20 protein-coding genes are annotated in these 23,596 nt (G+C 69.2%); 13 read left to right on the top strand and 7 right to left on the bottom strand.

What is annotated here, in order from left to right; genetic code table 11:
• Positions 1–32 precede the first annotated feature (32 nt).
• Both IB278_RS12400 and cysE read left to right on the top strand, forming a co-directional pair.
• Positions 33–764: an RNA methyltransferase gene (locus tag IB278_RS12400; protein WP_145746223.1), complete on the top strand. Its 732-nt coding sequence runs from the start codon at positions 33–35 to the stop codon at positions 762–764.
• A gap of 77 nt (positions 765–841) precedes the next feature.
• Positions 842–1,612 (top strand): serine O-acetyltransferase, encoded by a 771-nt coding sequence (cysE, locus tag IB278_RS12395; protein ID WP_145746224.1) that lies wholly within the window; start codon positions 842–844, stop codon positions 1,610–1,612.
• A gap of 25 nt (positions 1,613–1,637) precedes the next feature.
• Here the strand turns inward: cysE and cadR are convergent, their stop codons facing one another.
• Entirely contained in the window at positions 1,638–2,111 is a 474-nt protein-coding gene (gene cadR / locus IB278_RS12390) for a Cd(II)/Pb(II)-responsive transcriptional regulator (protein WP_145746225.1), read from the bottom strand.
• Between the two features lie 71 nt (positions 2,112–2,182).
• Between cadR and IB278_RS12385 the strand changes: the two genes are divergently transcribed.
• Both IB278_RS12385 and IB278_RS12380 read left to right on the top strand, forming a co-directional pair.
• Positions 2,183–4,462: a heavy metal translocating P-type ATPase gene (locus IB278_RS12385; protein WP_145746226.1), complete on the top strand. Its 2,280-nt coding sequence runs from the start codon at positions 2,183–2,185 to the stop codon at positions 4,460–4,462.
• Between the two features lie 56 nt (positions 4,463–4,518).
• Complete coding sequence (locus IB278_RS12380; protein WP_145746227.1) at positions 4,519–5,781, top strand: cation:proton antiporter; 1,263 nt, start codon at positions 4,519–4,521, stop codon at positions 5,779–5,781.
• Positions 5,782–5,788: 7 nt separating this feature from the next.
• Here IB278_RS12380 and IB278_RS12375 read toward each other — a convergent pair whose 3' ends face one another.
• Positions 5,789–7,120 (bottom strand): heavy metal sensor histidine kinase, encoded by a 1,332-nt coding sequence (locus IB278_RS12375; RefSeq protein WP_192323564.1) that lies wholly within the window; start codon positions 7,118–7,120, stop codon positions 5,789–5,791.
• Positions 7,117–7,794 (bottom strand): heavy metal response regulator transcription factor, encoded by a 678-nt coding sequence (locus IB278_RS12370; protein ID WP_145746229.1) that lies wholly within the window; start codon positions 7,792–7,794, stop codon positions 7,117–7,119. The genes IB278_RS12375 and IB278_RS12370 overlap by 4 nt, the downstream gene beginning before the upstream one ends.
• Before the next feature lie 161 nt (positions 7,795–7,955).
• On the opposite strand from IB278_RS12370, the gene czcI reads away from it, so the two are divergent.
• The 4 genes from czcI (at position 7,956) to IB278_RS12350 (ending at position 14,232) form a co-directional block, all read left to right on the top strand.
• Positions 7,956–8,330, top strand: a complete 375-nt coding sequence (gene czcI, locus IB278_RS12365) for a cation efflux protein, CzcI family (protein ID WP_145746230.1) — start codon at positions 7,956–7,958, stop codon at positions 8,328–8,330.
• Positions 8,331–8,425: 95 nt separating this feature from the next.
• A complete protein-coding gene (locus tag IB278_RS12360) occupies positions 8,426–9,745 on the top strand; it encodes a TolC family protein (protein ID WP_145746231.1) in 1,320 nt (439 codons plus the stop codon).
• Positions 9,746–9,762: 17 nt separating this feature from the next.
• Positions 9,763–11,061, top strand: a complete 1,299-nt coding sequence (locus IB278_RS12355; RefSeq protein WP_192323563.1) for an efflux RND transporter periplasmic adaptor subunit — start codon at positions 9,763–9,765, stop codon at positions 11,059–11,061.
• Between the two features lie 9 nt (positions 11,062–11,070).
• The gene (locus IB278_RS12350) at positions 11,071–14,232 is read left to right on the top strand and encodes a CusA/CzcA family heavy metal efflux RND transporter (RefSeq protein WP_192323562.1); all 3,162 of its coding nucleotides are present in this window, start codon (positions 11,071–11,073) and stop codon (positions 14,230–14,232) included.
• Here IB278_RS12350 and mog read toward each other — a convergent pair.
• Both mog and yjgA read right to left on the bottom strand, forming a co-directional pair.
• A complete protein-coding gene (gene mog, locus IB278_RS12345; protein WP_145746234.1) occupies positions 14,222–14,806 on the bottom strand; it encodes a molybdopterin adenylyltransferase in 585 nt (194 codons plus the stop codon). The two genes, IB278_RS12350 and mog, sit on opposite strands and share 11 nt — an antisense overlap.
• Before the next feature lie 121 nt (positions 14,807–14,927).
• Positions 14,928–15,584: a ribosome biogenesis factor YjgA gene (yjgA, locus tag IB278_RS12340; protein WP_192323561.1), complete on the bottom strand. Its 657-nt coding sequence runs from the start codon at positions 15,582–15,584 to the stop codon at positions 14,928–14,930.
• Between the two features lie 105 nt (positions 15,585–15,689).
• Between yjgA and pmbA the strand changes: the two genes are divergently transcribed.
• A complete protein-coding gene (gene pmbA / locus IB278_RS12335) occupies positions 15,690–17,060 on the top strand; it encodes a metalloprotease PmbA (RefSeq protein WP_145746236.1) in 1,371 nt (456 codons plus the stop codon).
• Positions 17,061–17,200: 140 nt separating this feature from the next.
• On the opposite strand, the gene IB278_RS12330 is transcribed toward pmbA, so the two are convergent.
• Positions 17,201–17,995 (bottom strand): fumarylacetoacetate hydrolase family protein, encoded by a 795-nt coding sequence (locus IB278_RS12330; protein WP_192323560.1) that lies wholly within the window; start codon positions 17,993–17,995, stop codon positions 17,201–17,203.
• A 211-nt stretch (positions 17,996–18,206) separates the two neighbouring features.
• Here IB278_RS12330 and IB278_RS12325 point away from each other — a divergent pair, with 211 nt between their 5' ends.
• A complete protein-coding gene (locus IB278_RS12325; protein WP_145746267.1) occupies positions 18,207–19,109 on the top strand; it encodes a helix-turn-helix transcriptional regulator in 903 nt (300 codons plus the stop codon).
• On the opposite strand, the gene IB278_RS12320 is transcribed toward IB278_RS12325, so the two are convergent.
• Entirely contained in the window at positions 19,106–20,041 is a 936-nt protein-coding gene (locus IB278_RS12320; RefSeq protein WP_145746238.1) for a LysR family transcriptional regulator, read from the bottom strand. The genes IB278_RS12325 and IB278_RS12320 overlap by 4 nt on opposite strands.
• Before the next feature lie 93 nt (positions 20,042–20,134).
• Here IB278_RS12320 and IB278_RS12315 point away from each other — a divergent pair, with 93 nt between their 5' ends.
• Genes IB278_RS12315 through IB278_RS12305 form a run of 3 tightly spaced genes read left to right on the top strand, consistent with a single transcriptional unit; the run spans position 20,135 to position 23,552 of the window.
• A complete protein-coding gene (locus IB278_RS12315) occupies positions 20,135–21,970 on the top strand; it encodes a gamma-glutamyltransferase family protein (protein WP_145746239.1) in 1,836 nt (611 codons plus the stop codon).
• 51 nt (positions 21,971–22,021) lie between these two features.
• Positions 22,022–22,987, top strand: a complete 966-nt coding sequence (locus tag IB278_RS12310; RefSeq protein WP_145746240.1) for a Bug family tripartite tricarboxylate transporter substrate binding protein — start codon at positions 22,022–22,024, stop codon at positions 22,985–22,987.
• Between the two features lies 1 nt (position 22,988).
• Entirely contained in the window at positions 22,989–23,552 is a 564-nt protein-coding gene (locus IB278_RS12305; RefSeq protein WP_261380375.1) for a GAF domain-containing protein, read from the top strand.
• Positions 23,553–23,596: the final 44 nt, after the last annotated feature.

Below are 23,596 nucleotides of genomic sequence, written 5' to 3'. Positions count from 1 at the left end.
CGGCTCCGCCCGTTAGTGTCTCCCAACCCGCCATGCGCACCCGCTTCATCCTGATCCAGACCAGCCACGCCGGCAATGTGGGCGCCGCCGCCCGCGCCATGAAAACCATGGGTTTCGACGACCTGGTGCTGGTCGCGCCCCGATGGGCCAACGTGCTGCGGCGCGAGGAAACCATCCAGCGCGCGAGCGGCGCCCTCGACGTCCTGACCAACGCCCGCATCGTCGAGACGCTCGACGATGCGCTCGACGGCGTCACCCACCTGTGCGCCACCGCCATGATCCCGCGCGACTTCGGACCGCCCACCCGTACGCCCCGGGAGCACCTGGAGCCGCTCGCGAAGCAGGGGGAGCAGCACGTGGCCTTCCTGTTCGGCTCCGAGCGCTTCGGCATGCGCAACGAGGATGTCTACCGCTGCAACGTGGCGCTGAGCATTCCGACCGATCCGAAGTTCGGCTCGCTCAACCTCGGGGCCGCGATCCAGGTGGTGGCCTACGAATGGCGGCTTGCCCTGGGCGGCTACGAGGTGCGCGATGCCACGGCGCCCATCGAGGCGGCCGATGCCAAGGCCGTGGCCGGCATGCTCGACCACTGGGAGCGTTCGCTGGTGGAGATCGGCTTTCTGGACCCGGCGGCGCCCAAGAAGCTGATGCCGCGGCTGCAGCAGCTTTTCAACCGCGCCCAGCCCACGCCGGAAGAAATCCACATCCTGCGCGGCATCGCCAAAGCGATGGCCGATGCGGCCCGGACGCCCCGCAACGGCTAAAACCCCCATCGTTCGTACGCGAAGAACCCGGGCTTTAGACTGCCGTCCCCATATCGATATAACGACAAAAGGCAGCGATGTTCTCTCGACTGCGCGCCGACATCCGGTGCATCCTCGAACGCGACCCGGCCGCGCGCAGCGCCTGGGAAGTGATCACGGTCTATCCCGGCTTCCATGCCGTGGTGCTGCACCGCTGGGCGCATGCCTGTTGGACGCACGGTTTCAAGTGGCCGGCCCGCTTCATCGCGCACGTGGCGCGCGGGCTCACGGGCATCGAGATCCATCCGGCCGCCAAGATCGGCGAACGGGTGTTCTTCGACCATGCGATGGGCGTGGTGGTGGGCGAGACCGCCGAGATCGGCGACGGCTGCACCATCTACCAGGGCGTGACGCTGGGCGGCACCTCGCTCTACAAGGGCACCAAGCGGCATCCGACGCTGGGGCGCAACGTGGTGGTGAGCGCGGGGGCCAAGGTGCTGGGCGGTTTCGTCGTCGGCGACGGCGCGAAGATCGGCAGCAACGCGGTGGTCATCAAGCCGGTGCCCGCAGGGGCGACTGCGGTGGGCATTCCCGCACGCATCATCCCGTCGAAGGCCGGCGAGAGCGCCGATGTGGCCGCGCCGCAGAAGTTCTCCGCCTACGGCATCACGCAGGACGACGACCCGCTGAGCCTGGCGATGCGCGGGCTGATCGACAGTGCCGCGAGCCAGGAACACCAGATCGCGCTGCTGTGGCAGGCCATCGAGAAGCTGTCGTCGCAGCCGGGCACCAAGGACTGCGTGCCCTGCGACGCGGCGCGCGACGAGAGCTTCGAGGCGGAGAAGCTGACGCAGCTGGTCGGGAAGTGACCGGGCTGGAGGGCCCTCCTGTTCCTCAAGCCGAACGCTTCGCCGCCGCGTTGTGCAGCGGCCCATGCACATGCCCCGCGTGCTGCCCGAACGGCTCGGTGGCCGGTGCGGCGGTGTCCAGCTCCTGCAGGATGCCGCAGTTGCGCGCCGATTCGGAGCCGCAGCATTGCTGGCGCAGTGCCTTCAGCTGCTTCTCCAGCGTCTTGAGCTCGCGGATGCGCGCGGCCACGTGGCCGATGTGGTCGTCCAGCAGCTGGTTGACCTCGCCGCAGTCTTCCTGCGGTGCATCGCGGAACCTCAGCAGGCTGCGGATCTCGTCGAGCGTCATGTCCAGCGAACGGCAGCGGCGGATGAAGCCCAGCCGCTGCGCATGCTCGTCGTCGTAGATGCGGTAGTTGCCCTCGGTGCGCGCGGGCTCGGGCAGCAGCTGCTCGCGCTCGTAGTACCGGATGGTTTCGACCGGCGTGTTCGCGGCCTTGGCCAGTTCTCCGATTTTCATGATGCGGCAAGAATGAAGTGGAGGAATCGTCGTTTGACTCTACACCTGCTTCAGGGTTTCCAATCGGTTTCATGACGAACCAGAATGCCCTGAAACCGATGGCGCCGCATGCCCACTCCCATGCGCAGGCCGCTCCCGAAACGGCCTGCTGCGGCAACCCGGCCTGCGGCTCGCCGGCCGTCGCCATGCCTGCTGCCGACATCCCGAAGGGCGCCTTGCTCTTCCGCATTCCCACGATGGACTGCGCGGTCGAAGAGTCCGAGATCCGCCGCGCGCTCGAACCGGTCGCGGGTGTGCGGGGGCTGCGCTTTCGGCTCGGCGACCGCACGATGGCCATCACGGCCGACGACGGTGCCATGGCCGGTGCACTCGACGCCATCCGCAAGGCCGGCTTCAAGCCCGAACCGCTGAACGATGCGGCAGGCAGCCCGGCTGCCGGCGCACAGGCAGCCACTGCTCCCGCAGGCATCGTGGGCATGGGCAGCGGCCTCGTGCGCCTCATTGCCGCGCTGGCGCTGGCCATCGCGGCCGAGGCGGTTTCCTTCCTCGCACTGGAGGGCGCCGGGTTCATGGCGGCGGAGATGGGGCTCGCGCTCGCAGCCATCGCGCTGGCCGGCCTCGACACCTACAAGAAGGGCTTTGCCGCGCTGCTGCGCGGGCGCCTGAACATCAACGCGCTGATGGCCGCGGCGGTCACGGGCGCTTTCCTGATCGGGCACTGGCCCGAGGCCGCGATGGTCATGGCGCTCTATGCCATTGCCGAACTGATCGAGGCGCGCGCCGTCGACCGCGCCCGCAACGCCATCCAGGGCCTGCTGGCGCTGGCGCCCGAGCTGGCCGAGGTCAGGCAGCCCGACGGCAGCTGGAAGACTGCCAAGGCCGATGCGGTGGCGCTCGATGCCGTGGTGCGCATCCGGCCCGGCGAACGCGTGCCGCTGGACGGCGTGGTGACCGAGGGCGCGAGCGCCATCGACCAGGCGCCGGTCACGGGCGAGAGCATCCCGGTCGACAAGATGGTGGGAGATCCGGTGTTCGCGGGCACCATCAACCAGACGGCCGCACTCGAATTCCGCGTGACCGCGGTGGCGGCCAACACCACGCTCGCCCGCATCATCCATGCGGTCGAAGAGGCACAGGGCACGCGCGCGCCCACGCAACGCTTCGTCGACCGGTTTGCGGCCGTCTACACGCCCGCGGTCTTCGTGCTGGCCGTTGCCGTTGCGCTGCTCACGCCCTGGCTCATGGGCTGGAGCTGGACCGAGGCCATTTACAAGGCGCTGGTGCTGCTGGTCATCGCGTGCCCGTGCGCACTCGTCATCTCGACACCCGTCACGGTGGTGAGCGCGCTGGCTTCGGCCGCGCGGCGCGGCATCCTGATCAAGGGCGGCACCTACCTCGAAGAGGCGCGCAGGCTCAAGGCCGTGGCGCTGGACAAGACGGGCACCATCACCGAAGGCAAGCCCAAGCTGGTCGCGTCGCGCCTGCTCGACCGCGCATCGGATGAAGCTGCGGTCTTTGCGATTGCCGCGAGCATCGCGGGCCGCTCCGACCATCCGGTGTCGAAGGCCATTGCCGAAGGCCTGGATCGCGAGCACCAGCCGGTCGGCGACTTCAGGGCCCTGCCCGGACGCGGCGTGCAGGCCGAGCACGAAGGCCGCAGCTATGTGCTTGGCAACCACCGCCTGATCGAAGAGAAGGGGCTGTGCAGTCCCGCGCTCGAGGCCGAGCTGAAGCAGCACGAGGAAGCGGGGCGCACCGTCACGCTGCTGGCCTCCGGCCAGGCCGTGCTGGCGCTGTTCGCGGTGGCCGACACCATCAAGCCCTCCTCGCAGGCGGCCATGGCCGAGCTGCGCGCGCTGGGCGTCACGCCCGTGATGCTGACCGGCGACAACGCCGCCACGGCCAGGGCGATCGGCATGCACGCGGGCATCGACGACGTGCGCGGCAACCTGCTGCCAGAGGAGAAGCTCGAGGCCATCAAGGCGCTGCAGCAGCGCCACGGCATGGCCGGCATGGCGGGCGACGGCATCAACGATGCACCCGCGCTCGCGCAGGCCGACATCGGCTTTGCGATGGGCGGCGCCGGCACCGACACCGCCATGGAGGCGGCCGACGTGGTCATCATGAACGACGACCTGCGGCGCCTGCCCGAAACCATCCGCCTCTCGCGCCGCACGCATGCGGTGCTGTGGCAGAACATCACGCTGGCGCTCGGCATCAAGGCCGTGTTCTTCGTGCTCGCGGTGTTCGGCAGCGCCACCATGTGGATGGCCGTGTTCGCCGACATGGGCGCGAGCCTGCTGGTGGTGGCCAACGGATTGCGGCTGATGCGCTCTCCGAAGACCGACTGAGCGGCACGCGCGGGGCAAACTAAGATCGGGCGATACCCGTCACCGCCATTTCGTCCATGTCCGTCACCTCGCTGCTGCTGCAGCTCGTCGTCATCCTCACCACTGCGCGCATCTGCGGCTGGGTGCTTCGCCATGTGGGCCAGCCCAGCGTCGTGGGCGAAATGGCCGCGGGGCTCATGCTCGGGCCGGCGGTCATGGGCGCGCTCTTTCCGTCGCTGCACGCGCAGCTGTTCTCCAAGGACCTGCTGCAAGGCCTTTCGTCGCTGTCGACGGTGGGGCTGGTGCTGTTCATGTTCGTCGTCGGCCTGGAATTGCGCGCCTCGCGGAACATGCGCTCGCAGCTCAAGGCGGCGGGCGCCGTGGGCGTGCTCAGCGTGATCGTGCCGATGGCGCTGGGCCTTGCGGTCTCGCCGGCGCTGTATCCCACGCTTGCGCCGGCCGGCGTCGCTTTCTGGCCCTTCGCGCTGTTCATGGCGGCGGCGCTCTCCATCACGGCCTTTCCGGTCATGGCGCGCATCCTCAAGGACCGCGGCATGACGCGCACCTCCTTCGGCCAGCTTTCGCTCAGCGCCGCCGCGGTGGTCGACGTGTTCGCCTGGATCCTGCTGGCCTTCGTGGTGGCCCTGGTTGGCGCGGGCGAGGGCTACGCCGGCCTCATCAAGATCACGGCCGGCGTGGCCGTCATGCTTGCCTTGCTGTTTTTCGGCCTGAAGCCGGCCTTTGCCTGGCTGCTGCGCGTGAAGGCGCCCGATGGCGAGCCTTCGACCACGGTGATGGCCTCGCTCATGATCGGCCTGCTGGTCACCGCGCTGCTGACCGAATGGCTGCATCTGCATGCGGTGTTCGGTGCCTTTTTGTTCGGCGCCTGCCTGCCGCGCGACGACCGCCTGCTGCGCTCGCTGAGCGAACGCATCGAGCCGATTTCCATCGTCGTGCTGATGCCGCTGTTCTTCGCCCTCGCCGGGCTGGGCACCACGGCGAATGCCTTCTCCGGCGCGAGCCTGGGTGCGATGCTGCTGATCGTGGCTGTTGCCACTGTCGGCAAGATCGCCGGCGGCGCGGCCGGCGCGCGCATCGCCGGCTACGGCTGGCGCGACAGCCTGGCCACCGGCTCGCTGATGAATGCGCGCGGCCTGATGGAACTCATCGTGATGAAGATCGGACTCGACGTGGGCCTGATCGGCCCTGAGCTCTTCACCATGCTGCTGGTGATGGCGCTCGCCACCACCGCGATGACGGGGCCGCTGATCAACCTGGTGATGGGGCGAGCCAAGGCTCCCGCCAAGGCCGAAGAGGCCGAGGCGCGCGCCAAGCCGTGATGCGCCGTCAGCGCGCGAGCGGCACCGCGAAGCCGATGCGGGTCTCGCCGTTCGCGCTGGAGGCGAACACGCGGCCGCCATGCATGCGCGCAATCGCCTCCACGATCGAGAGCCCCAGGCCGTGGTGGCGCGCCGACCTGTCGCGTGCGGGGTCGGCGCGGTAGAAGCGCTCGAACAGGCGCGGCAGCGTCTCGGCCGCGATCGGGGCGCCGCGGTTCACGACGGTGAGCGTGGCTTCGTCCGGGCCCGTGCCGATTTCGATGCCGATGCGCGACGCCGGCGCCGCGAAGCGGATCGCATTGCCCAGCAGGTTGGAAAGCGCTCGCCGCACCAGGGACGCGTCGACGTCCGCCACGGCCTCCCCCGTGACAACGGCCGCGAGCCCGGCCTCCTCGAGCATGGCGTCGTGGAAGTCGATCACGTCGCGCGCCTGCGCGGCCAGGCTCGTGCCGGCCTTGACGCGCAGCGGCGCGCCGCGCTCGGCCTGCGAGAGAAAGAGCATGTCGGTCACGATGCCCGAGAGCCTGCCGACTTCCTCGAGATTGGAGGCGAGAACGGCCTGCAGTTCGTCGTTCGGCCGTGGGCGTGACAGCGCAAGCTCGGTGGAGCCGATCAGGTTGGCGAGCGGCGTGCGCAGCTCGTGCGCGACGTCGGCATTGAACGATTCGAGCTGCACATAGGCCTTCTGCACGCGCAGCAGCAGGGCATTGAACTGCGTGATCCACGGGTGCAGTTCCCGCGCGAACGCCGATGCGTCGATGGGCCGGTTGATGTGGTCGGGCGTCAATGCGGCGGTGCGTTCGGCCAGCGCCTCGAGCGGCCGCAGCCCGCGCCGCACCAGGTGCGCGCCGGTCAGCGACACCAGCAGCGTGCCCAGCACGGCGGCCGCAAGCAGCGTCCATGCAAGCCGGCGCAGCAGCACCACGTCCCTTGCCACGTCGATGCCGATGCGGATCGAAAGCGGCGTGCCGCCGCCCGCCTGGCCCCACGTGTACACGAAGTCGCGCTGGATCCAGCGCCCGCCCGCGGGCGGTGCCGAGCGAAAGAAAACACTGCCGTCGGACTGCCGCGCGATCGACAGGCTGACGTCGTCCTGCAGCGAGAAGAAATCCTCCAGCTTGTGGCGCAGGAACGAGAGATCACCGTCCTTCTCGCCTTCCTCGAGCAGGTGCCGCACCAGCTGCGCCTTGTGGTCGAGCTCGGCGTCCTGCTTCTCGCCGAAGCTCCACGCCGTCACCAGGTAGACCGCGAGGCAGGCCACGCTGAGGCAGAAGAAGGCCTGCGCGGCAAACCAGGAGGTGAGCCGGTTGCGGATCGAATGCGGCCGTGCCGGGCTCACGACCAGGAACGATCCTCGAGCACGTAGCCCATGCCGCGCACCGTGTGCAGCAGCTTGACGTCGAACGGATCGTCGATCTTGCTGCGCAGCCTGCGGATGGCCACCTCGACCACGTTGGTGTCGCTGTCGAAGTTCATCTCCCACACCTGCTCGGCCAGCGTGCTGCGCGAAAGTATCTGCCCGCGGCGGCGCAGCAGCACCACCAGCAGCGTGAACTCCTTGGCCGTGAGGTCGAGCCGCGTGCGGTTGCGAAAGCACTTGCGGCTGGCCAGGTCGAGCTCCAGGTCGGCCAGCCGCAGCACGGTGGACTCCTGCGGCTTGCCGCGGCGCAGCAGGGCCTGGATGCGCGCCAGCAGTTCGGAAAAGGAAAAGGGCTTGACGAGGTAGTCGTCGGCGCCTTGCTGCAGGCCGTTGACCCGGTCTTCGACCTTGTCGCGCGCGGTGAGTACCAGCACGGGCACGTTGCTGGTGCGCCGGATCGCCTGCAGCACCGCGAAGCCATCGATGCCGGGAAGCATCACGTCGAGCAGGACCAGCGCGTAGTCGCCCTCGGTGGCAAGGTAGCGGCCTTCGATGCCGTCGCGCGCGATGTCGACCACGTAGCCGTTCTCTTCCAGGCCCTTCTTCAGGTAGTCGCCCAGCTTGGGCTCGTCTTCAATGACCAGAATTCGCATCGACGGATGTTAACGATGGGACAGGGCCCGTGGAGGTTACGAATTCGTAATCCAGGCGACGGACAAAGCCCGGCGCGCTCGTCTTACATTGCGCGCAACCTGCAAACCGCGGGGGCATTGCAGACCGGCATGCCACGTGCCGCCGATATACTTTTTGCTCCATGCGCCGCTGGCTCCCGATCTTCCTGCTGCTTCTGCTGCCGTTCCAGTTCAGCTGGGCGGCATCGGCCGCCTATTGCCAGCACGAGCGCGATGCCCAGCCGCGCCACTGGGGCCATCACGAGCACGAGCCGGACCGCAGCGCGGGCAGCTCCCGCACCGACGACGCGCAGAACAGCCCCGGCAACCAGCCCAACACCGCGCTCGGCGATTGCGCCGCCTGCCACCTGGGCCAGGCCCAACACCTGCCCTCGGCTTCCGATCGCGCGCATGCGCTGCTGCCGACGGCGCAGGCGCTGCGCGCCGTGACCGCCGAACATTTCATCTCGCACATCACCGAAGTGCCCGTGCCTCCCGCATGGCCTCTCGCCCTTTGATTCGGCGAGAGAACAACCCATCCCCCTGATACCCGACATCAGCTGAGCTCTCGCCGAATTCGTCCGTCCGTTGTTTTGCAACCCAGGAGAATTCGATGCGCACGCTCTTCGTGCCGCTGGCCGTGATGGCCTTGGCGGTGCCCCCGGCATTTTCACAACCCATTGCCGGTTCCCACCTTTCGCCGATCCGGCACACGGCCGCGGGAACGGCGGAGCCCGCCGGCCCGCTCGACCTGCGCAGCGCGCTGGCGCTCGCACAGCAGTTCAACCCCGGGCTTTCGTCCGCCTCGCGCGAGCGGGAAGCCACCGATGCGGCCCTGGTGCAGGCCGGTGCATGGCCCAACCCGGTGCTCGAGGCGCAGGTGGAAGACCTGCGCCGCGGCAACCGCACCACCACGCTGCAGCTGAGCCAGCCCATCGAGCTGGGCGGCAAGCGCGCGGCCCGCGTGACGGCGGCCGAGCGTGCGCGCGACCAGGCCGCCTCGGCGCTGCTCGCGCGGCGTTCCGAGCTGCGCGCATCGGCGATCACGCTGTTCTTCGAAGTGCTGGCTGCGCAGGAGCGCCTGCGCCTGGCGCAGGACTCGGTGGGGCTTGCGGAGGCGGCCACCCGCGCCGCCGCCAACCGCGTGGCGGCCGGCAAGGTCTCGCCGCTGGAAGAAAGCCGCGCGCGCGTGGCCGAGGCCGGCATCCGCGTCGAGCTGCTGCAGGCCGAAGGCGCGCTGCGTTCGGCACGCCAGCAGCTGGCTGCGCTCTGGGGCAACCCGAACCCGCGCTTCACGCAGGCGGACGGCGCGCTCGACCGGCTGCCGGCTGCGGCGGGGAATGTGGAGAGCCGGCTTTCCGCGGCGCCGGTGCTGCGCCAGGCGCGGCTCGAGGTCGAGCGGCGCCAGGCGCTGTCAGACCTGGAACAGGCCCGGCGCGTACCCGATGTCACCGTGTCGCTGGGTGCGAAGCGCGTGCCCGCCGATGAGGGCATGGGCAGCAGCGACCGCAACCAGGTCGTGGTGGGCCTGTCGGTGCCGCTGCCGATCTTCGACACCAACCGCGGCAATGTGGCCGAGGCACTGAGCCGCGAAGAGAAGGCGCGCGACGAACTCGCCGCGGCCGAACTGCAGTTGGGCGCCGACGTCGCGCAGGCCACTGAACGCTTGCGCTCGGCGCGTGCCACCGCCCAGACCTTGCAGCGCGATGCGCTGCCCGGCGCTGAAGCCGCCTACAAGGCCGCCGCCAGAGGCTTCGAGCTCGGCAAGTTCAGCTTTCTCGAGGCGCTCGATGCGCAGCGAACGCTGTTCCAGGTTCGCAACCAGCACCTGCTTGCCGTGGCCGACGCGCATCGCGCGGCCGCCGAGCTCGACCGGCTGCTGGGCACCGGCGGCGAAGAAGAAACCCCGCATGCGGCACCCGCCGCGCGCTGACAAGGAATGCACGAATCATGAACACCGAAGAAGAACGCAAGACCTTCGCCGAGCGCGTCGGCAAGAAGCAGTGGACGGCCATCGTGGCCGTGCTGGTCGTGGGCCTGGCAGCCGGCGCAATGATCCTGCGCACCGCGCCGTCCACGCCCGAAGCCGCCGGGCATTCGGAAGCCGAGGGGCATGCCGATGGCGAGCACCATGAGGAAGGCGGCGCCGAGGGCAAGGACGAACACGGCCACGGTCACGGCGAAGCCAGGGGCCACGCCGGCGAGGAGCACAAGGAAGAAGAGAAAAAGATCGCCTTCACCGACGCGCAGATCCAGGCCGCCGGCATGGCCATCGAAAGCGCCGCCCCGGCGCGCATCCGGTCGTCGCTGCAGCTGCCAGGGGAGATCAAGTTCAACGAAGACCGCACGGCCCACGTGGTGCCGCGCGTGGCGGGCGTGGTCGAGAGCGTACCGGCCAAGCTCGGGCAGGAGGTCAAGCGCGGGCAGGTGCTCGCCGTGCTGTCGAGCCCGACGCTTTCGGAGCAGCGCAGCGAGCTTCAGTCGGCGCAGCGCCGGCTCGAGCTGGCCCGCACCACCTACCAGCGCGAGAAGAAACTCTGGGAAGAGAAGATCTCGGCCCAGCAGGACTACCTGCAGGCCCAGCAGGCCATGCAGGAGGCGCAGATCGCGGTGGCCAATGCGAACCAGAAGCTGCTGGCGCTGGGCGCTGCGCCCGCTTCTTCGGCCCTGGGCCGCTACGAGCTGCGTGCGCCCTTCGACGGCATGGTGGTCGAAAAGCACATCTCGCTCGGCGAATCGGTGAAGGAAGACGCCAGCGTCTTCACCATTTCCGATCTCTCGACCGTGTGGGCCGAGATCAGCGTGGCCGCGAACAACCTCAACCTGGTGCGCATTGGCGAGCCGGTGACCATCCGCTCCAGCGCCTTCGACCAGACGGCCAGCGGCACGGTGTCTTACGTGGGCTCGCTGATCGGCGCGCAGACGCGCACGGCCACGGCGCGCGTCACGGTGACGAATCCGCAGCGCATCTGGCGGCCCGGGCTGTTCGTGAATGTGGAGCTCGTTTCGTCGGAGGCAGAGGCCCCGGTGACGGTTTTGGCCGACGCGGTGCAGACGGTGGAGGAAAAGCCCACCGTCTTCCTCAAGGTGCCGGGCGGCTTCCTGCCGCGGCACGTGCAGACCGGCCGCAGCGACGGCCGGCGCATCGAGGTCTTGAGCGGCCTCGCGCCCGGCGCGGCCCATGCCGCGAGCGGCAGCTTCGTCGTGAAGTCGCAGCAGGGCAAGAGCTCTGCCACGCACACCCACTGAGGACGCCGCATGTTCGAACGAGTCATCCGGTTTTCCATCGAGCAGCGCTGGCTGGTGCTGCTGGCCGTGCTGGGCATGGCGGCCCTCGGCATCTTCAGCTACCAGAAGTTGCCGATCGACGCGGTGCCCGACATCACCAACGTGCAGGTGCAGATCAACACCGCCGCGCCCGGCTATTCGCCGCTGGAGGCCGAGCAGCGCGTGACCTACCCCATAGAGACGGTGATGGCCGGCCTGCCGGGGCTGCAGCAGACCCGGTCGCTGTCGCGCTACGGCCTCTCGCAGGTGACGGTGATCTTCGAGGACGGCACCGACATCTACTTTGCGCGGCAGCTCGTGAACGAGCGCATCCAGTCGGCGAGGGAGAACATGCCCAGCGGCATCTCGCCGGTGATCGGGCCGATCTCGACCGGGCTGGGCGAAATCTATCTCTGGACCGTGGAGGCCGAAGAGGGCGCGAAGAAGGCCGACGGCAAGCCCTACACGCCCACCGACCTGCGCGAGATCCAGGACTGGATCATCAAGCCGCAGCTGCGCAACGTGAAAGGCGTGACCGAGATCAATTCCATCGGCGGCCACGCCAAGGAGTTCCGGATCGCGCCCGACCCTGCCAAGCTGCTGGCGCACGGCCTGACGATGAGCGACATCGCGCTCGCGCTGGAGCGCAACAATGCCAACGTGGGCGCGGGCTACATCGAGAAGCGCGGCGAGCAGTACCTGATCCGCGCGCCGGGCCAGGTGAAGTCGGTGGAGGACATCGGCAACGTGATCCTGGGCAACGCCGGAGGCATTCCGCTGCGGGTGCAGGACGTGGCCGAGGTCGGCATCGGCCAGGAACTGCGGACCGGCGCCGCCACCGACAACGGCCGCGAGGTGGTGCTGGGCACGGTGTTCATGCTGATCGGGGAGAACAGCCGCACCGTCTCGCAGGCGGTCGATAAAAAAATGCAGGAGATCAACCGCACGCTGCCCGCGGGCGTGAAGGCCGTCACCGTGTACGACCGCACGGTGCTGGTCGACAAGGCCATCGCCACGGTGAAGAAGAACCTGTTCGAGGGCGCGGTGCTGGTGATTGCCGTGCTGTTCCTGTTCCTCGGCAACCTGCGCGCGGCGCTGATCACCGCGCTGGTGATTCCGCTGTCGATGCTCTTCACCTTCACCGGCATGGTGAACCAGAAGGTCAGCGCCAACCTCATGAGCCTGGGCGCGCTGGACTTCGGCATCATCATCGACGGCGCGGTGGTGATCGTGGAGAACTGCGTGCGGCGCCTCGCCCATGCGCAGGCCAGGCATGGGCGGGCGCTGACGCGCAGCGACCGCTTCCACGAGGTGTTCGCGGCCTCGCAGGAGGCGCGGCGCCCGCTGCTGTTCGGCCAGCTGATCATCATGGTCGTGTACCTGCCGATCTTTGCGCTCGCGGGCGTCGAGGGCAAGTTGTTCCACCCGATGGCTTTCACCGTGGTGATCGCGCTGCTGGGCGCGATGATCCTGTCGATCACCTTCATTCCCGCGGCCGTGGCGCTCTTCATCGGCCACAAGGTGAGCGAGAAGGAGAACCGGCTGATGCAGTGGGCCCGGCGCGGCTACGAACCGCTGCTGGCGCGCGCGATGGCGGCCAGGCCGCTGGTCATCACCATCGCGGTGGTGGCGGTGCTGCTCTCGGGCCTGCTGGCCACGCGCCTGGGCACGGAGTTCGTGCCGAGCCTCGGCGAGGGCGACTTCGCGATCCAGGCGCTGCGCATCCCGGGCACCAGCCTCACGCAGTCGGTCGAGATGCAGAAGCAGATCGAACGCACGCTGAAGGCGAAGTTCCCGGAGATCGAGCGCGTGTTCGCGCGCACCGGCACGGCCGAGATCGCGTCGGACCCGATGCCGCCGAACATTTCCGACGGCTACATCATGCTGAAGCCGGAGAGCGAGTGGCCCGAGCCACGCCGCACGCGCGCCGAACTGCTGGCTGCCGTGCAGCAAGAGGTCGAGAAGCTGCCGGGCAACAACTACGAGTTCTCGCAGCCGATCCAGCTGCGCTTCAACGAGCTGATCTCGGGCGTGCGCAGCGACGTGGCCGTGAAGATCTTCGGCGACGACATGGAGGTGCTGGATAAGACGGCGGCCGAGGTGTCGCAAACCCTGGGCAGGATCCCCGGCGCCGCCGAAGTGAAGGTCGAGCAGACCAGCGGCCTGCCGATGCTCACGGTGAACATCGACCGCGGCAAGACCGCGCGCTACGGCCTCAACGTGGGCGATGTGCAGGACGCGGTCTCCATCGCAGTGGGCGGGCGCGAGGCGGGCACGCTGTTCGATGGCGACCGGCGCTTCGGCATCATCGTGCGGCTGCCCGAGGACCTGCGCACCGACCTGGAGGCGATCAAGCGCCTGCCGGTGGCGCTGCCCGTGGGCGCGGGCGCGCAGGCGCCGCAGCGCGCCAGCTTCATCCCGCTCGGCGAAGTCGCCACGCTGGAGCTTGCGCCGGGCCCGAACCAGGTGAGCCGCGAAGACGGCAAGCGGCGCATCGTGGTGAGCGCCAACGTGCGCGGCCGCGACCTCGGCTCCTTCGTGGCCGAGGCCGAGGAAGCGATGCGCAAGGTGAGCATTCCGCCGGGCTACTGGACCGCATGGGGCGGCCAGTACGAGAACCTGGCGTCGGCCACCGACCGGCTGCAGGTGGTGGTGCCGGTGTCGCTGCTGCTGGTGTTCACGCTGCTGTTCGCGATGTTCGGCAACCTGAAGGACGGGCTGCTGGTGTTCACCGGCATTCCGTTCGCGCTCACGGGCGGCATCGTCGCGCTGTGGCTGCGCGGCATCCCGCTGTCGATCTCGGCGGCGGTGGGCTTCATCGCGCTGTCGGGCGTGGCGGTGCTCAACGGGCTGGTGATGATCTCGTTCATCCGCAAACTGCGCGAAGGCGGGCTGCCGCTCAATGCGGCGATCCGCGAAGGCGCGCTCACGCGGCTGCGGCCGGTGCTGATGACTGCGCTGGTCGCGTCGCTGGGCTTCGTGCCGATGGCCATCGCCACCGGCACCGGCGCCGAGGTGCAGCGCCCGCTGGCCACGGTGGTGATCGGCGGCATCCTGTCATCGACCGTGCTGACGCTGCTGGTGCTGCCGCTGCTCTATCGCATCGCGCACCGGCGCGATGATGATGATCAGGCCGGCCCGCTCAGCGCCTGATGGCCGACTTGGGCCGGAAGGCCTTGCAGACCGTGTCGTCCGTTTCCAGGTACGGTCCGCCGATCAGGTCGATGCAGTAGGGCACCGCCGCGAAGATGCCGGGCACCACCTGCACGCCTTCGGTGTCCTTGAGTCCTTCGAGCGTTTCCGCGATCGACTTCGGCTGCCCCGGCAGGTTGATGATCAGGCTCTTGTCGCGGATCACCGCCACCTGGCGCGAAAGGATCGCGGTGGGCACGAAGCGCAGGCTGATCTGGCGCATCTGCTCGCCGAAGCCCGGCATTTCCTTGTGGGCCACGGCCAGCGTGGCCTCGGGCGTCACGTCGCGCAGGGCCGGGCCGGTGCCGCCGGTGGTCAGCACCAGCGAGCAGCCGGCGTTGACCAGCTCGATCAGCGTGGCGCTGATGAGGGCCGCTTCGTCGGGGATCAGCCGGGCCTCGAAATCGATCGGGTTTTTCAGCGCCCGGGCTAGCCATTCCTTCAGCGAGGGCAGGCCCTTGTCCTCGTAGGTGCCGCTGGAGGCGCGGTCGCTGATGGAGACGATGCCGATGCGGACGGGGGCGGGTGTGGTCATGGTGTTGCTCCTTCCCCTTCCGGGGGAAGGTTGGGATGGGGGCGCGCAGAGCGCCCGATGGTGGCGCCGCTTGCCCCCACCCCGGCCCTCCCCCGGGAGGGGAGGGAGAAAGACGGGGCACTCATGCGTCCTCTTCCCGGTCTTGCGCGGCCGCCGCCGCAGCGTGGTCTGCACCGCCGTGCACCGCGAGCTGCGCGCGCACCAGCTGGAAGATCTCGCGGTAGGCCTTGCCCTGGCGCGGCGCCTCGCCGGCCGGGCCGGCCTTCATGTCCTTGCGGGCCTGGCGCACCAGGGCGCGCAGCTGCTGGGAATCGGTGGCGGGGTGGGTCTCGATCCAGCCGCCCAGCGCATCGTCGTCGGCAATCAGCCGGTCGCGCCAGCGTTCGGCCTCGTGCAGCGCGGCGGTTTCGGCCGCTGGCACGCTGTTCTGCTCGGCGAGGGCGGCGCGCACGGCTTCGAGCACCTCGGGTTCGAGCTTGCGCATCAGCTTGCCGATGAACTGCATCTGGCGGCGCTTGCCCTCGAAATTGGTGATGCGCTTGGCTTCGGCGACGGCGTCGACCAGTTTTTCGTCCAGCGGCAGCGCGTCGAACAGGCCGGCGCGCAGGCCCAGCAGCTCGGTGCCGAGCTTTTGCAGTTCATCGCTTTCGCGCTTGAGATCGGTGCGGCTGGCTTCGTCGGTGCCCTTGAGCTCGCGCTTGAGCTCGAGGTCGAGCTCGCTGCCTTCGGCGACGAACTGGCCACGGACGAAATAGCCTTTTTTGGGTTTGCGGGACATGGGGTGGATTCTGGGCCGCACCGTGCGGCGTTGCAACGCGTGCAATGCGCAACGGGAAGCCGGGGCAAAACGGGATTTGGGGGGCGCAAGTATCATAGCCACCACATGACGACATCTTCCTCGCGCGCCGATTCCGGCTTCGCCTACAGCCGCTCCTTCTTCGAAAACCTGGTCGACACGGCCCTGGCCCACGCCAAGAAGCTCGGTGCCACCGATGCCGGCGCCGAGGCCTCCGAGGGCTGCGGCCTCAGCGTCTCGGTCCGCAAGGGCGAGCTCGAGAACGTGGAGCGCAACCGCGACAAGTCGCTGGGCATCACGGTCTACGTGGGCCACCGCCGCGGCAACGCCAGCACCTCCGACTTCTCCGAGGCCGCCATCGCCCAGACCGTGCAGGCGGCCTACGACATCGCCCGCTTCACCGCCGAAGACCCGGTCAGCGGCCTTCCCGACGAGGAAGACATCGCCAGGGAACACCCCGAACTCGACCTGTTCCATCCCTGGAGCGTGACCAGCGAAGAAGCGGCCAGGCTCGCGCTCGAATGCGAAGAGGCGGCGCTCTCGACCGACAAGCGCATCACCAACAGCGAAGGCGCGGGCGTCTCGGCCCAGCAGAGCCATTTCTTCAGTGCCCACACCCACGGTTTCCGCGGCGGCTACGCCAGCTCGCGGCATTCGATGTCGGTCGCGCCCATCGCCGGCAAGGGCGACGACATGCAGCGCGACTCCTGGTACAGCTCCATGCGCTCGGCCGACGAACTGGCCAGCCCGCAGGCGGTGGGCCGCTATGCCGCCGAACGGGCGCTGAGCCGGCTCAAGTCGCGCAAGATCAAGACCACCGAATGCCCGGTGCTGTTCGAGTCGCCGCTGGCCGTCGGGCTGCTGGGCGGGCTGGTGCAGGCCGTGAGCGGCGGGGCGCTGTACCGCAAGAGCACTTTCCTGCTCGATTCGCTCGGCAAGCCGGTGCTGCCCAAGCACGTCGACGTGGCCGAAGACCCGCACATCCTGCGCGGCAAGGGCAGCTCGCCCTTCGACGACGAGGGCGTGGCGACCCGTGCGCGCAAGGTGGTGGATGCCGGCCGGCTCGAAGGCTACTTTCTCTCGACCTATTCCGCGCGCAAGCTGGGCATGAAGACCACCGGCAACGCCGGCGGCTCGCACAACCTGATCCTGAGCTCGCGCCTCACCCAGCCCGGCGACGACCTCGACGCGATGCTCGCCAAGCTCGGCACCGGCCTCTTCGTGATCGAGCTGATGGGGCAGGGCGTGAACTACGTGACCGGCGACTACTCGCGCGGCGCGAGCGGCTTCTGGGTCGAGAAGGGAAAGATCGCCTTCCCGGTGCACGAGATCACCATTGCCGGCAACCTGAAGGACATGCTGATGGGCATCGAGGCCATCGGCGCCGATGCCTACACCTTCGGCGCCAAGACCACGGGCTCGGTGCTGGTCAACCGCATGAAAGTGGCCGGCAGCTGAGAAGGTGTGAATGAACCTGCTGCGCACCCCGATCTCGCATCTGCGGTCCTCACCGTACGCGAGTACGGCTCCGGTCCTCGACGCAAGCTCGGGGCGCTCGCGACGGTTCCTTCACACCTTCTGAGCGCCACGCTCGTCCTTCAGACGATGCGCATCGACAGGTTCGGCAGGCCGTCGATGTGGATCTCGATCACGTCGCCGCGCACCACCGGGCCCACGTTCTCGGGCGTGCCCGAATAGATGATGTCGCCGGGCATCAACTCGAAGGCCTGCGACAGGCGGCTGATCTGCTCCGCCACCGACCAGATCATGTGCTTGAGCGTGGCATTCTGCTTGGTCTGGCCGTTCACCTTGAGCCAGATCGCGCCGTCGCTGTAGTGGCCGACCTTGGCCACCGGATGGATCGGCCCGATGGGCGCCGAATGGTCGAAGCTCTTGCCGATCTCCCAGGGCTTCTTCTGGTCGCCCATCTCGCGCTGCAGGTCGCGCCGGGTCATGTCCAGCCCGAGCGAATAGCCGTAGACCAGGTCCAGCGCATCCGCCGCCGCGATGTTGCGGCCGCCCTTGCCGAGCGCGACCACCAGCTCCACCTCGTAGTGGTAGTTCTTCGTCAACGTGGGGTACGGATGGTCGGCCACGGTGCCGGGCATGACGACCTGGATCGCGTCCGCCGGTTTCTGGAAGAAGAAGGGCGGTTCGCGGCTGGGGTCGGAGCCCATCTCGCGCGCATGGGCCGCATAGTTGCGGCCGATGCAGTAGATGCGGCGCACCGGAAACGCCTGCTCGCTGCCGGCGATTGGCACCGTGGCCTGCGCCACCGTGAACGGCGTGGGCGCCGAGCGCGATGCGCCGCCGGCCGGCAGCGCGCAGCCTGCCATGGCGCTGGCGGCCACGGCGGCGGAGCCGGCCAGCAGGCCGCGTCGTGAATTGGACATGGTCTTTGTCTCCTGGATCTTTGATGAAAGGCGATGAAGGCCGGCCGCAGCCGGCCGGGCCATTCTGGAGCGCGCTGCGGCGGTGCGTGCGTACGCATCTACGCAAAAACAGGACGCAGGCAACACCGGGCCGCCTGCAGGGCCAGCCTGGGCTGGGGCTTACTATCGCGCCATGTCGGCCCTTCCATCCAGCAGCCTGCGCCTCTACGGCATGCAGGAGCGCGCGAACCACCTCGACTTCGACATCCGCTTCGAAGGCGCGCGCGACGTGCTGGCGCGGCCGCACCGGCACGAGTATTTCCAGATCCAGGTCAGCATCCACGGCGGCTCGCAGCAGGTGATCGGCGGCGCGGTGCGCCCGTTCACCGCGGGGCACCTGAGCTTCGTGCTGCCGTATCGCGTGCACGTGGTGCCGCATCCGCCCGGTGCGCGCTATGCCATCGTGAACTTCGACCAGGGCTTTCTCTGGCCCGAGCTGGCGGTCGAGGCGCTCGACCTGGAGGAGGTGCCGGCCGCGCGCCAGCCCGAGCTCGCGCCCTTCCTGTTCCAGGAGTGCCTGGACTTCCATTTCGGCGATGCCGATTTCGCGCGCATCCTCGAATGGCTCGATGAACTCGCCGCGCTGAACCGGGAGCGGCGCTTCGGTACCGTGGGCGCGATCCGCGGCATCCTGCTGCAGCTGATGGCGCTGGTTTGCCACCGGCACGAGGGGCCGCTGCTCGCGCAGGCGGCGCTGCAGGGTGGCCGCAGCGCGGGCCACGCTGCGCTGCAGCGCGTGATGCGCTACGTGCGCGAGCACCTGGCCGAGGAGATGTCGCTCAACGATGCCGCGGCGGCGGCCATGCTCTCGCCCAACTACCTTGCGCACCTGCTCAAGAAGCAGACCCAGCGCACCTTCACCGAGCTGGTGACCGAGCGCCGCCTCGAACGCGCGAAGGAACTGCTGGTGACGTCGAACGCCCGCATCGGCGACATCGCGCGGCAGTGCGGCTTCGGCGACGCGGTCTACTTCGCCCGCCGCTTCAGGCTGCAGAACGGCGTCACGCCGCGGGAGTTCCGCAGCCAGGCGGATGCCGGGCTGGCCCAGGCGGCGCAGGCGCTTTCCAGCCGCTAGGGCCGCGCGCTGCGAAGCGCCTCGGTCATCGCATCCACGACGGCCGCGTTGGCCGCATCCTGCAGCCGCACCACGCCCACGGGCGGCAGATTCCACTGCAGGCGCTGGGGCATCACGCGGGCGCCGCTCGCATCGGCCACCTCCTGCGCAATGTCGTCGGGCAGGATGGTGATCGCATCGGGCATGTGCCGCAGCACCGACACCAGCGTCTTGTGCGCGTAGGCCTCCAGCAGCGGCACTGGCACCGGCTGTCCGGCCGAGGCGAAGATCGAATGGATCATCTGGCGGATCGGCGTGTCCGCCGGCGGGAAGATCCAGTGCAGGGACACGAAGGCCTCCCAGTCCAGTCCGCGCCGCAGCAGCCGCTGGGCGGCCGCGCGCGACACCACGAGGCGCGGCTCCTGCTTGTAGAGGAACTGCTGTGCCAGCCCGGCTTCGGCGCTGGCCGGCGTGAAGCGGCAGATCGCGCAGTCCAGCGTGCGCGCCTGCACGGCCTGGACGAGCGCATGGGTCGTGGCCTCTTCGACCATGAAGCCCAGGCGCGGCCGCACCGCCAGCAGGTGCTGCCAGACGGCGTCCTGCGTGACGCCCGAAAGAAAGGGAATGACGCCGATGCGCAGCCGCCCCTGCAGCCCCGTGCCGAGCGCTGCCAGGTCCTCGCCCAGCGATTGCGCATCGGCCAGCGCAACCCGTGCCCGCGCCAGCACCAGCAGGCCCGCGGCCGTGGGCTCCAAGCCGCGCCCGCCGCGGGTGAACAGCGGCGTCATGAAGATGTTCTCGATCTCGCCGAGCGCGCGCGTGACGGTGGGCTGGCTCAGGCCGAGATGCTGCGCCGCGCGGCTGACCGAGCGCTGGCGCTCGAGCTCCGCGAGAAGGGCGAAGTGGCGCAGCTTGAGCCGCGGCGTGAGGTGTTGCAGTGTCGGCGCCGGCATGCCGCCATCCTATGCGAGAGGTATAGCAATAGATGCATGCATTCATCAGAAAATATGCAGTGGCCGCTATTCGTTGTTTCTACACTCGGCCGGATGTTCACGACCCGTCCTGAAATCGCCGGCACCTTCGGCGTTGCCTCCTCGACCCACTGGCTGGCCTCGCAGACCGCGATGGGCGTGCTCGAACGCGGTGGCAACGCCTTCGACGCCGCCGTGGCCGCGGGCTTCGTGCTGCAGGTGGTGGAGCCGCATCTCAACGGCCCCGGCGGCGAGGCGCCGATCCTGCTGTGGAGCGAACGCGAGCGGCGCATGCACGCCATCCGCGGACAGGGCTGCGCGCCGGCCGAGGCCAGCGCTGCGGCATTCCGCGCGCTCGGCTTCGAGCAGGTGCCGGGCATCGGCCTCCTGGCGGCCACGGTGCCGGGGGCGTTCCCCGCCTGGCTTACCATGCTGCGCGAGCACGGCACCTGGTCGCTCGCCGGGGTGCTGGCACCGGCGATCGGCTATGCGCGCGATGGCTTTCCGCTGGTGTCGCGCGCCGCCGAGGCCATTCTTGCGGTGCGCGGCCTGTTCCTCGAACACTGGCATTCGTCGGCCAAGGTGTGGCTGCCTGGAGGTAAGCTGCCGCAGCCCGGTTCGCTGTTCCGGCTGCCGGCGCTGGCGGCCACCTACAGCCGCATCGTCGAGACCGCCGAGCGCGAAGGCAGCGGCCGCACCGGCGTGATCGATGCGGCAATCCGCATCTGGCAGCAGGGCTTCGTGGCGCGCGAGATCGACAGCTACTGCCGCGGCACCGCCGTGCGCGACAGCAGCGGAGAGGCGCATGCCGGCCTGCTGCGCTACGAGGACATGGCCGCGTGGCGCGTTGCCACCGAGGCGCCGCTCACGGCGCAGTTCGGCCGCTACACGGTCGCGAAGTGCGGCTTCTGGAGCCAGGGGCCGGCGTTCCTGCAGCAGATCGGCATGCTGCGCCACGCGGGGCTCGAGCATCACCTGCCCGGCACGGCAGGCTTCGTGCACCGCATCACCGAGGCCGCCAAGCTGGCCCTGGCCGACCGGCTGGCGTGGTATGGCGCGGCGTCCGGCGCGCGCGCCGATGCGCAGCAGGCGCTGCTGTCGGACGCCTATCTGCGCGAACGCTGGGCCATGGTCGATCCAGAGCGCGCGTCCGACACGCTGCGGCCAGGCGAGCCGCTCGGCCTTGCGCCGCGCCTGCCCGACCTGGACGTGAGTGCGCGGACCCTGCGCACGGCCGACACACGCTTCGGCGTCGGCGAGCCCACCTTCGCCGCGCTGCCGCCGGTCGCCGAATGGGCGGAGCGCGAGATCTTCGTGGGCGACACCTGCCACATCGACGTGATCGACCGGCACGGCAACATGGTCGCGGCCACGCCTTCGGGCGGCTGGCTGTCCTCGAGCCCCGCGATTCCGGCGCTGGGCTTTGCGCTCAACACGCGGCTGCAGATGAGCTGGCTCGACGAAGGGCTGCCCAGCTCGCTCGAGCCGCGCGTCGCACCCTGCACCACGCTGTCGCCGTCGATGGCGCTGCGCGACGGCGAGCCCTACATGGCGTTCGGCACCCCCGGCGGCGACCAGCAGGACCAGTGGTCGGTCGGTTTCTTCCTGCGCCATGCGGTGCACGGCCTCAACCTGCAGCAAGCCATCGATGCGCCGGCCTGGCACGTCAAGCACGCCCCCGGCTCCTTCTGGCCGCGCCAGACCACGCTCAACACGCTGACGCTGGAATCGCGCTTCGACCCCGAGACGCTCGAACAGCTGCGCGCAATGGGCCACCAGGTGCAGGTCGGCGATGCCTGGTCCGAAAGCCGCATGTCCGCCTGCAGCCGCGAACATGACGCGCAGGGCCGGCTGGTGCTGCGCGCCGGCGCCAATCCGCGCGGCATGCAGGGCTATGCCGTGGGCCGCTGATCTCCACCGCCTTTGCTTCAACTTCCTCACCTTCGTTCCAAGGACATCACCATGCTCCAACGTGCCTTGCGGGGCCTGCTTCTGCTGGCCTTCTCATGCGCCGCGCAGGCCGCACCGGCCGCCTACCCCGAGAAGCCGATCACGCTGATCGTCCCCTGGGCCGCCGGCGGCTCGACCGACATCCTGGCGCGCGCCATTGCCGAGCAGCTCGGCAAGTCGATGGGCCAGCCGGTGGTGGTCGACAACCGCGTCGGCGCTTCCGGCAACATCGGCTCCAACTTCGTCGCCAAGGCCAGGCCCGACGGCTATACGCTCCTGATCGGCTCGATGAGCACGCACGCGATGAATCCCGCGCTGATGCCCGGCATGCCCTTCAAGGGCGCGGAGGACTTCACGCCCATTGCGCTGGTGGCCAACGTGATCAACACGATGGTGGTGAACCCCTCGGTGCCGGCGAAGGACCTGCGCGAATTCATCGCCTACGCCAAGGCCAACCCCGGCAAGCTGGCGTACGCCTCGGCCGGCGGCGGCTCCACCAACCACCTGAGCGCCGAGATGTTCAAGAAGGCGGCCGGCATCGACATGCTGCACGTGCCCTACAAGGGCGGCGCGCCGGCCGTGCTCGACACGGTGGGCAACCAGACCCAGGTGCTGTTCTCCGCCGGCACGCAGACGCTGCCGCACGTCAAGGCGGGCAAGCTGCGCCTGCTGGCCGTGACGGAGCCCAGGCGCTCCGCGCTGCTGCCCGACACGCCCACCGTCGCCGAGACGCTGCCCGGCTACGAGATGAGCGTGTGGTACGCCGCGTTCGGACCCGCGGGCATGCCCGCCGAGCTGGTCACGCGGCTCAATGCCGAGATCAACAAGGCGCTGGCGGTGCCCGAAGTGCGCGCCCGCATGGATGCGATCGGCGTCGAGCTGGTGAAGAGCACGCCCGAGCAGCTGGCTGCGGCGCTGCGCAGGGACACCGAGCGCTACGGCAAGGTCATCCGGGACCTCGGGATCAAGCTTGACTGAGGTGCTGTCCGTCGAGGTGTGCGAGCAGCTGTGCGACGCGCTGCCGCGGGCCGCCACGGTCGACGCCGCGCTGGGGCACATCGAGTCGGCGCGCCGCGCGCTGCTCGGCCCGGGGCTTCTCACGGTGAACCTGAACGCGACGGCCCCGGACGATCCGCCCGACGAAGTGCAGCTGCAGCGCCTCTGGTCGTCCGACCCGCAGGCCTATCCGGTGGCCGGCCGCAAGCGCAAGACGCTCACGCGCTGGACGCAGCACCTGCTGCTGCGCGCCGAGGTCTTCGTCGGCGAAGGCGAGGCGGCGCTGGCCGAGGTGTTCGACGACCATGCGCTCATTGCCACGCTGGGCCTGCGCGCGGTGGTGAACGTGCCGCTGCTGGAAGACGGCCGATGCGCGGCCACCTTCAACGTGCTGGGCACCCGCGCGCGCTGGACGCCGCAGGAGATTGCGCTGGTGCGGTTGCTGGCCCTGCTGGCTACGCCGTGGGTGCTGCGCGCGCGCCGCGATGCCCGGGCATCGCCGCCGGAGCCGGGCTCCCGGCCCCCTCCACCGTCGCGTAAGTCCTAAGTCCTACAGACACTCGCCGCGCGCAGACTCGCTCTTGCCGGCCC

The sequence above is a fragment of the Variovorax sp. VRV01 genome, from assembly GCF_014852545.1.
Classification (GTDB): domain Bacteria; phylum Pseudomonadota; class Gammaproteobacteria; order Burkholderiales; family Burkholderiaceae_C; genus Variovorax; species Variovorax beijingensis_A.
The sequence above is the reverse complement of the archived record's forward strand: the minus strand, read 5'-3'. Positions and strand labels throughout refer to the sequence as shown.